The organism is Streptomyces sp. NPDC004752 (assembly GCF_053601275.1).
In genome coordinates this window covers 1-8,716 of the sequence record NZ_JBSGBN010000227.1, presented here as the reverse complement: position 1 = coordinate 8,716, position 8,716 = coordinate 1, and the positions used below count along the sequence as shown (strand labels likewise).

The window sequence follows — 8,716 nt, the reverse complement described above, 5'->3', positions numbered from 1 at the left end:
GGGGTGCGCGGGCCGCCGCCGGTGCGGCCTGCGTCCGGCTCCGGGGCCGCGGAGCGCGGCAGCGGATCCGGGTCGGCGGGCACGGCGGCGGGCACCGCCGCCTGAGCCGTCCGGGTGACCCGGCCGCCTTCGGTGCCGCATCCGGCGAGGAGCGGCACCGACGAGAGCGCCGAGAGCACACTGACCGTGACGATGGTTCCGGTGGGTATCCGCACCGCGTTCTCCGACATCATTCAGGCCCGATTCTGGACATTTCACACCATTGTCTGCCTCACCCGCCCGGGTTACGCAAACGGAACGACGCGGTACGGAGAGTGGCGCGCACGCCTTCGGGCGACACTGGAGGAGGGAGCGCACGGCCGTGGACTGGTTCACCGCATCCGAGTACTGGCTGAGCCGACTGGTGTTCCAGCGGGCTCTGGCCGCCGTGTACCTCGTCGCGTTCCTGACGGCCGCGCTCCAGTTCCGCGCGCTGATCGGGGAGCGCGGGATGCTGCCGGTCCCCCGGTTCGTGGCGCGGGTGCCGTTCCGGCGCGCGCCGAGCGTGTTCCACCTGCACTACTCCGACCGGTTCTTCGCGGCCTGCTGCTGGGCGGGCTGCGCCGTGTCGGCGACGCTGCTCGCGGGCCTGGACTCGCTGCTCCCCCTGGCCGGCGCGATGGCGCTGTGGCTGGCTCCCTGGGCGCTGTACCTGTCGATCGTCAACGTCGGCCAGACCTGGTACGCGTTCGGCTGGGAGTCACTGCTGCTCGAGGTCGGCTTCCTCGCCGTGTTCCTCGGCAACGACGAGGTCGCGCCGCCGGTGGTGGTGCTGTTCCTGCTGCGCTGGATCCTGTTCCGGCTGGAGTTCGGCGCGGGCCTGATCAAGATGCGCGGCGATCCGTGCTGGCGGAAGCTGACCTGTCTGTACTACCACCATGAGACCCAGCCGATGCCGGGCCCGCTGAGCTGGTTCTTCCACCGGCTACCCGGGCCGCTGCACCGGGTGGAGGCGGCGGCGAACCACGTCACCCAACTCGTGGTGCCCGTGCTGCTGTTCACCCCGCAGCCGGTGGCGACGGTCGCCGCGGTCCTGATGATCGTCACCCAGCTGTGGCTGGTACTGTCCGGCAACTTCTCCTGGCTGAACTGGATCACCATCGTGCTGGCGCTGTCGGCGATCCGCTACCCCGGCACGCCCCCGCCGGTGCCCGCGACCCCCCTCTGGTACCTGTGCGTGGTGCTCGCCGCCGCCGCGCTGGTCCTGTTTCTCAGCCACCGCCCGGTGCTGAACATGGTCTCCCGCCGCCAGGTGATGAACCGCTCCTTCGACCCGCTGCACCTGGTGAACACCTACGGCGCGTTCGGCAGCGTCAGCCGGGTCCGGTACGAGGTGGTGGTCGAGGGCACGCTGGATTCCGTACCGCGGGCGGACGAAGGGTGGCGGGAGTACGAGTTCAAGGGCAAGCCGGGTGATCCGCGGCGCTGGCCGCGCCAGTTCGCCCCCTACCATCTGCGGCTGGACTGGCTGATGTGGTTCGCCGCGCTCTCGCCCATGTACGCCGGGGAGTGGTTCGGCGGCCTGGTGGAGCGGCTCCTGGAGAACGACCGGGACACGCTGCGGCTGCTGCGCCGTTCGCCCTTCCCCGCGGACCGGCCGCCGCGCTACGTCCGCGCCCGCCTCTTCCGCTACCGCTATACGACCTGGCGCGAACTGCGGGAGACGGGCGCCTGCTGGGAGCGGACGTATGTCCGGGAGTTCCTGCCTCCGACCCGGCTCGCGACGAAGGCTCAGATGCCGTAGACACGGGCGGCGGTGCCCTCGAAGACGGCGGTACGCTCGGCCGCGCCGAGCTGGGCGGTCAGTTCCCGGGCCGCGGCGAGCACCCGCCCGTACGGTCGGGTGAGGTCGGTCCAGCCGACGACCGCCGCGATCAGCTCGTGGCCGTCGGCGAGGGCGAGGAACTCGGGGGTCTCCTCGGCCACCGTGACCGTCTGGACCAGGACGGTCCGGTCCACGCCCGCCCGGAGCGCCTCCGGCTCCAGGTCCTGGACCGTGAAGTCGCGCCGGATCGAGCGGAGTTCGGGCCCGATGATCCAGTCCTGGTCGCGCACCGAGAGGTCCCACACATGGTGGTGGGAGTCCACCGTCATGGCAGCTCCCCTACGACGGGCAGTCCGGCGTCCGCGCCCTCGGCGGAGTAGTCGTGCGCCACGTCCAGCAGTTCGGCCATCCGCGCCTGCCGGGCCACATTGACCGGCAGGATCGCGGCCGTCAGTTCGGCCGGGACCTCCCGGTGCGCGGCCTCGTACGCGGCGATCCGGTCCGCGCGGACCGTGGTCTGCAGGGCGACTCTCACGACGACTCCTCCTGGGTGTTCACGACGGCTCCCCCTTCATGTCCATGACGCCCGCCCGGCGGCAGCAGGCCGGTGTCCCGCAGTTCTCGCCAGAATCCGTCCGGCACCGGTGTGCCGAACCGGTCGGCGCAGTACTGGACCTCGGCCGCGGAGCGGGCGCCGACCAGGACGGCGACGACGGCCGGGTGCGCGGCGCAGAAGGCCAGGGCGGCGCCGGTGAGGCTGATCCCGTGCCGGTCGGCGACCGCCTTCATGCGCAGCGCCCGGTCCACCAGAGCGGCGGGCGCACGGGTGTAGTCGTACGTCGCCGAGGGCCTCGGGTCGGCCAGCAGGCCGGAGTTGAAGGCGCCGCCGATGACGACCGACACGCCCCGCTCGACGGCGGCCGGCAGCAGTTCGGTCCGGGCGCGCTGGTCGAGCAGGGTGTAGCGGCCCGCGCTGAGCACCACGTCCACGTCCGTGTCGCGGACGAAGCGGGTGAGCATCTCCGTCTGGTTCATACCGACGCCGATCGCGCCCACCACGCCCTGGGCGCGCAGTTCCTCCAGGGCGGGATAGCCCTCGCGGAACGCCTGCTCGGCGTGGTCGTCGGGGTCGTGCAGATAGACGACGTCCACCCGGTCCAGGCCGAGCCGCCGCAGGCTGGCCTCCAGACAGCGGCGGACCCCGTCGGCGCTGAAGTCCCACACGCGGCGGTGGGTGGCGGGCACCGCGAAGCCGTTGTCGAGGTCGTCGCCGCCCGCGACCGACGGCTCCAGGCGCCGGCCCACCTTGGTGGAGACGGTGTACTGGTCGCGGGGCTTGTCCCGCAGGGCGGCGCCGAGGCGGCGCTCGGCGAGGCCGAGCCCGTAGTGCGGGGCAGTGTCGAAGTAGCGCACGCCCCGCTCCCAGGCCGCGGCCACCGTCGCGTGCGCCTGCTCGTCACCGACGGCGGTGTACAGGTTGCCGATGCCCGAGGTGCCGAGGGCCAGCGGGCTGACCGGGACGCCGCTGCGGCCGAGGGTGTTCACCGGCCCGCCGGGCGCGGCCGCAGGCCCTGCATCCCGCCGTCGACGGCGAGGGAGGTGCCGGTGGTGGCCCCGGACAGCGGGCTCGCCAGGTAGGCGATGGCGCCGGCGACCTCGGCCGCGGAGACCAGCCGGCCGGTGGGCTGGCGGGCCTCCAGGGCGGCGCGTTCGGCCGCCGGATCGTCGGCGGTGTCCAGCAGGCGCCCGATCCACGGGGTGTCCGCCGTACCGGGGTTGACGCAGTTGACCCGGATGCCCTCGCGGAGGTGGTCGGCGGCCATGGCGAGGGTCAGGGAGAGCACGGCGCCCTTGGTGGCGCTGTACAGGGTGCGCTGGGGCAGGCCCGCGGTGGCGGCGATCGAGCAGGTGTTGACGACGGCCGCGTGCCGGGAGCGGCGCAGATACGGCAGGGCGGCGCGGGCGGTGCGGACCATGCCGAGGACGTTGATGTCGAAGACGCGGTGCCACTCGTCGTCGGTGTTGCCCTCCACGGTGCCCTGGGCGCCGATGCCGGCGTTGTTGACGAGGACGTCCAGGGCGCCGTCGGCGCCGAGTTCCGTCACCGCCACGTCCACCGCGGCGCGCACCGAGGCGTCGTCGCTGACGTCGGCGCGCAGGCCGAGCAGCGGCTTGTCGACGGCCCGGGGGTCCAGGTCGAGGACGGCGACCCGGGCACCCCGCTCGGCGAGGAGTTCGGCGGTGGCCCGGCCGATCCCGGAGCCGCCACCGGTCACCAGGGCCGTCAGCCCCTCGAAGTCGCTCATACCGCAGGTCCCTTCGGGGTGTCGGGGTCGGCGGCCCAGAAGGAGCCGCCGGGGTACGTGAAGCGTGCGATGGACTCGGGACGCATGGCGGCCGAGAAGCCCGGCGCGATGGGCGCCCGGTAGTGGCCGTCGCGGACCACCACCGGGTCGAGGAAGTGGTCGTGCAGGTGGTCGACGTACTCGATGACCCGATCGTCGGTGCTGCCGGAGACCGCGAGATAGTCGAACATCGCCAGGTGCTGGACGAGTTCGCACAGGCCCACGCCGCCCGCGTGCGGGCACACGGGGACGCCGTACTTGGCCGCGAGCAGCAGGATCGCCAGATTCTCGTTGACGCCGCCGACCCGGGCCGCGTCGATCTGCACGATGTCGAGGGCGCCCGCCTGGAGCAGCTGCTTGAAGACGATGCGGTTGTGGACGTGTTCGCCGGTGGCCACCTTGACGGGTGCCACCGCCCGGCGGATCGCCGCGTGACCGAGGATGTCGTCGGGGCTGGTGGGCTCCTCCACCCAGTACGGGTCGAACTCGGCGAGGGCCCGGGTCCAGCGGATCGCCTCGTCGACGTTCCAGCGCTGGTTGGCGTCGATGGCGAGGCGGATGTCCGGTCCGACGACGGAGCGGGCGACGCGGCAGCGCCGAATGTCGTCGTCCAGGTCGGCGCCGACCTTCAGCTTGATCTGCCGGAAGCCGTCGGCGACGGCCCGGGCGGCGAGCCGGGTGAGCTTCTCGTCGTCGTAGCCGAGCCAGCCCGCGGACGTGGTGTAGGCCGGGTAGCCGCGCTCCAGGAGCCGCGCCCGCCGCTGCTCGGCACCAGTCCGGCCGCGGCGCAGCAGGTCCAGCGCCTCGTCGGGGGTGAGCGCGTCCGTGAGGTAACGGAAGTCGATCTGCCGCACGATCCATTCGGGTTCGGCGTCGGCGAGCAGTTGCCACAGGGGCTTGGCGGCCCGTTTGGCGGCGAGGTCCCACACGGCGTTGACGACGGCCCCGATCGCCATGTGCATCACGCCCTTCTCGGGCCCGAGCCAGCGCAGTTGGCTGTCCCCGATCAGGTCCGTGGAGAGCGATCCCGGGTCGGCGCACAGCTCCTCGACACAGCGGCCGACGACATGGTCCCGCAGCGCGTCGATCGCGGCGACCTGGACATCGTTGCCCCGTCCGGTGGTGAAGGCGAACGCGTGCCCCTCGTGCCCGTCGGCGGCGTCGGTACGCAGCACGACATACGCCGCCGAGTAGTCGGGATCCGGGTTCATCGCGTCGGAGCCGTCCAGCTCGCGGGAGGTCGGGAAGCGGATGTCGTGGGTGTCGACCGCGGTGACGCGGGCGGTGCTCGGGGACACGGAGTGCCTTTCGTCGGTTGCAGGGGGCCGGTCCTGGGCGCGGCCCGTGGTCGGGCGGGCGACGGCACCGGGGCCATGGTGGGCGTGGTCTTGACCACGCCCGGCAGGAGAACGCCGAGGGCCATGGCGGGTCCGTGACGCTTGACGATGCGCTGGGGGACGCGGGCGGCTGGTCTTCCGGGATGCCGCCGACCACGGTGTTCCGCCGCGCATCCGGTAGCTCCTCGTCGAGCGCGTAGTCGAGCACGTACTGGCAGATGCCCGCATATTTATCAGACCACTTGGCCTCCACAACACCCCTCCGAGGCAGGCTTTCCCATAAAACGACCACAGTGGTCCGACCACATGGATGGCTAGACTGCGGCGCACCGGTGACAGCAGGAGGAGTGGCGTGGAGGAGACAGCCCCGCAGAAGGGCACCGTGACGCAGCGCGCCATCGAGCGGATCAAGGCGATGATCGCCGAGGGCCGCCTTGAGCCGGGCCAGCGGCTGCCCACCGAGCGCGATCTCGCGGCCCGGCTTGGCATCTCCCGCAGCTCGATGCGGGAGGCGATCCGCGCGCTGACGGTCCTGGGCGTCCTGGAGGCCCGGCACGGCTCGGGCATCTATGTCACGGCGCTGGAGGCCGGGGACCTGCTGGAGACCTTCGGGGTCGTCGCCGACCTGTCGCGCGGTCCGCGCCTGGTGGAACTGCTGGAGGTGCGCCGGATCCTGGAGTCCACGGCGACGGCGCTGGCCGCCGCGCGGATCACTCCGGAACGGCTGGCCGAGGTGGAGAGGCACCTTACGGCGATGAACGCGACCGACGACCCCGAGGAGATCCTCGCCCACGACCTCGCCTTCCACCGGGAGATCGCGAGCGCGGCCGGCAACGAGACCATGGCCGCCATCCTGGAGGGCCTGTCGTCACGCACATTCCGCGCCCGCGTCTGGCGCGGCTACCAGGAGGAGGGCGCCTTCGCCCGGACCCGCCGCGAGCACGCCGCCATCCATCGCGCCCTGGCGGCCCGCGACCCGGAGGCGGCGCGGGCCGCGGCTGCGGCGCATGTCGGCGAGGTGGAGGAGTGGCTCAAAGCGGGGGGCGCTCCGCTGGGTGGGCTGTGAGGGGTTGTCGTTCGGCTGCGGCCGCGCGTGGCGGCTTGGCGCGCGGTTTCGCCCCTTCGGGGCCCGAACGCTCCGCTCGCCGGCCCACGACAGGCCGTCGTTCGACTGCGGCCCGAACGTGGCTGGTCGCGCAGTTCCCCGCGCCCCTAGCGGGGTCCTGGCGAGCGCTCCGCTCGCCGGCCCACGACAGGCTGTCGTTCGACTGCGGGCCCATCGTGGCTCAGCGCGCAGTTCCCCGCGCCCCCAGCGGGGCCGTCCGCGAGCTGCGGACCGCCCCCTCGGGTCAGTCCACGCTTGGCAGGATGTGGGGTTCGGCCAGGTCGTCCTCGTAGCCCGCGAGGCGGATCGGGGCGGACCGGGCCCACACGTCGAGGCTGCCGAGTTGTCCGGGCCTGCGGCCCGCGCGCTCCGTGCGTTCCTTGGGGCGTTGCTCGCGATTCGTCTTCTCCGGTGTCACCGCGCACTCCTTCTGTGTCGGGTCACCCTCGGGCGTGCCGGCCAGTGTGCGTTCCGGCGCTCGACGCCCGCTCGGGTCTGAGTGAAAGGCCAGTTCGGACGCGGTGGCGCCGGCACTCGTGGCGGAGTCGGCCGTGATGGTCGGCCCCCGGACGGACCGGTGGGTGTAGGTGGAACCCGGTACTGTTGTCCGCCTCCCTCCAGGGTAACCAAATGAGCGGGGGTCCGCTCGATCGGGAGTGCAAACAAGCTGTAACGTTCGCGCGTCACTCCGTGCTTTGCCGACCCCAGTTTGCCCCTGTTTGTCACGCAATACGCCACTCGGCCGCTCCCGTTCGGCGTAAGGGTCGAACACAGGAACCCGGCGCTGTGCCGTTCAAGTCCCGTTGGCCGAGTCGCAAGCTCCCCATGATCTGCTGCCGCCAGGCAACGGCTGTCTCGCGGGAGGACTGACGCATGGAGTTGCGCAGCGTCGAGGAGCTGATGGATCTGCTGTACGCCTGCCGGTACGAGCACGCGCTGCGCACCGCCGCGCTGCTGCGCCGCAGGCGCCCCGCCGACAAGGAGCTCCAGGTGGCGGGGCTGGTGCACGGCATCGGGCAGCTGCTGTCCCCGAGCGACCCGGCCGGGCAGGCGACGCGCGCCGCGGAGGCCGTACGGCCGCTGCTCGGCGAGCGCGTATACGGTCTGGTGCGCCATGGCGGCCCGGCCGCCGACGACGATCTGCAACGCCTTCAGCACGCCGTCGAGGAGGGCCGGACCGTCGCCTTCGACGCGGGGGTCCTGGAGGACTGGCGCACGGTGCTCGAACTGGTGGCGGCCCGGCACTCCCGCCTCGGCGCCGTCGACTGACGACGCACGCGGGGTTCGGCCGACCGGTGCCGACCTTGGCCGACGGGTGCCGGATATCCAGTCGGTGACGCGCCTGCCCCAAGGGGCACGGGCCCCGAGTCGGGCGGGCCCGGCGCTCGGGGCCGGGCCGGGTGTTCGGCGCCGCGCGGGTCGGGTGTGTGCTCGGCGCACGGGGCGCGGTCACCACTTGCCGGGCGCGTAGTCCTTCAGGAAGACGCCGTACAGGTCCTCGCCGGCCTCGCCGCGCACGATCGGGTCGTAGACCCGGGCGGCGCCGTCGATCAGATCCAGCGGGGCGTGGAAGCCCGCCTCGGCGAGCCGGACCTTGTCGGGGTGCGGGCGCTCGTCGGTGATCCAGCCGGTGTCCACGGCCGTCATCAGGATGCGGTCCTTCTCGAACATCTCCTCGGCGCTGGTGCGGGTGAGCATGTTCAGCGCGGCCTTGGCCATGTTGGTGTGCGGGTGCCCGGCGCCCTTGTAGCCGCGGCTGAAGACGCCCTCCATGGCGGAGACGTTGACGACGTACGTCCGCCGGGCCGAGGAGGCCGCCATCGCCGGGCGCAGTCGGCTGATCAGGATGAACGGGGCCGTCGAGTTGCACAGCTGGACCTCCAGCAGCTCCACCGGCGTAACCTCGTCCACCGACTGGATCCAGCTGTTGGTGTGGTGCAGGTCGGGGACCAGCCCGCCGGCGTCGATGGCCGTACCGGCCGCGATCCGCTCCAGGGAGGCCGAACCGGAGACGAGCGCCAGACCGGTCACATCCTCGGCGGTCAGGGTGCCGCCGCCGGCCACCGGGAGCGCGGCGACCGCGCCCGAGCCGAAGCCGCCGATCACCTCGGCGGCCGGCAGCTCA

9 protein-coding genes and 2 pseudogenes are annotated in these 8,716 nt (G+C 72.6%); 3 read left to right on the top strand and 8 right to left on the bottom strand.

Translation table 11 applies throughout. The features are described 5' to 3' along the window. A partial coding sequence (locus ACWEKM_RS44930) for a hypothetical protein (protein ID WP_451627090.1) occupies positions 1-233 on the bottom strand: 233 nt, incomplete at its 3' end. 128 nt (positions 234-361) lie between these two features. On the opposite strand from ACWEKM_RS44930, the gene ACWEKM_RS44925 reads away from it, so the two are divergent. Then, positions 362-1,783, top strand: a complete 1,422-nt coding sequence (locus tag ACWEKM_RS44925; RefSeq protein WP_451627089.1) for a lipase maturation factor family protein — start codon at positions 362-364, stop codon at positions 1,781-1,783. A gap of 59 nt (positions 1,784-1,842) precedes the next feature. Here ACWEKM_RS44925 and ACWEKM_RS44920 read toward each other — a convergent pair. From ACWEKM_RS44920 to ACWEKM_RS44900, 5 genes and pseudogenes are all read right to left on the bottom strand, one after another. Beyond that, positions 1,843-2,133 (bottom strand): annotated as a pseudogene (locus ACWEKM_RS44920) (amidohydrolase family protein); the annotation flags it as partial. Further along, positions 2,130-2,339, bottom strand: a complete 210-nt coding sequence (locus ACWEKM_RS44915; protein ID WP_451627088.1) for a hypothetical protein — start codon at positions 2,337-2,339, stop codon at positions 2,130-2,132. The gene ACWEKM_RS44915 and the pseudogene ACWEKM_RS44920, both read right to left, overlap by 4 nt. After that, the gene (locus ACWEKM_RS44910) at positions 2,336-3,349 is read right to left on the bottom strand and encodes an aldo/keto reductase (protein WP_451627087.1); all 1,014 of its coding nucleotides are present in this window, start codon (positions 3,347-3,349) and stop codon (positions 2,336-2,338) included. The genes ACWEKM_RS44915 and ACWEKM_RS44910 overlap by 4 nt, the downstream gene beginning before the upstream one ends. Then, entirely contained in the window at positions 3,346-4,110 is a 765-nt protein-coding gene (locus ACWEKM_RS44905) for an SDR family NAD(P)-dependent oxidoreductase (protein ID WP_451627086.1), read from the bottom strand. The genes ACWEKM_RS44910 and ACWEKM_RS44905 overlap by 4 nt, the downstream gene beginning before the upstream one ends. Then, on the bottom strand, positions 4,107-5,447 hold the full coding sequence (locus tag ACWEKM_RS44900) for an L-fuconate dehydratase (RefSeq protein WP_451627085.1): 1,341 nt from the start codon (positions 5,445-5,447) through the stop codon (positions 4,107-4,109). Before ACWEKM_RS44900 ends, ACWEKM_RS44905 begins: the two co-directional genes overlap by 4 nt. A 391-nt stretch (positions 5,448-5,838) precedes the next feature. On the opposite strand from ACWEKM_RS44900, the gene ACWEKM_RS44895 reads away from it, so the two are divergent. Further along, positions 5,839-6,552, top strand: coding sequence for a FadR/GntR family transcriptional regulator (locus ACWEKM_RS44895; protein ID WP_451627084.1), 714 nt, complete (start codon positions 5,839-5,841; stop codon positions 6,550-6,552). Positions 6,553-6,835: 283 nt separating this feature from the next. Here the strand turns inward: ACWEKM_RS44895 and ACWEKM_RS44890 are convergent, their stop codons facing one another. Then, complete coding sequence (locus tag ACWEKM_RS44890; protein ID WP_343243690.1) at positions 6,836-7,009, bottom strand: hypothetical protein; 174 nt, start codon at positions 7,007-7,009, stop codon at positions 6,836-6,838. Positions 7,010-7,464: 455 nt separating this feature from the next. On the opposite strand from ACWEKM_RS44890, the gene ACWEKM_RS44885 reads away from it, so the two are divergent. Then, entirely contained in the window at positions 7,465-7,860 is a 396-nt protein-coding gene (locus tag ACWEKM_RS44885; RefSeq protein WP_451627083.1) for a hypothetical protein, read from the top strand. Between the two features lie 180 nt (positions 7,861-8,040). Here ACWEKM_RS44885 and ACWEKM_RS44880 read toward each other — a convergent pair. Further along, a pseudogene (locus ACWEKM_RS44880) lies at positions 8,041-8,716 on the bottom strand (short-chain dehydrogenase); the annotation flags it as partial.

Excerpts from the sequence above, each read along its gene's own strand:
- ACWEKM_RS44905 (WP_451627086.1), bottom strand. The coding sequence starts at position 4,110 with ATGAGCGACTTCGAGGGGCTGACGGCCCTGGTGACCGGTGGCGGCTCC.
- ACWEKM_RS44885 (WP_451627083.1), top strand. The coding sequence starts at position 7,465 with ATGGAGTTGCGCAGCGTCGAGGAGCTGATGGATCTGCTGTACGCCTGC.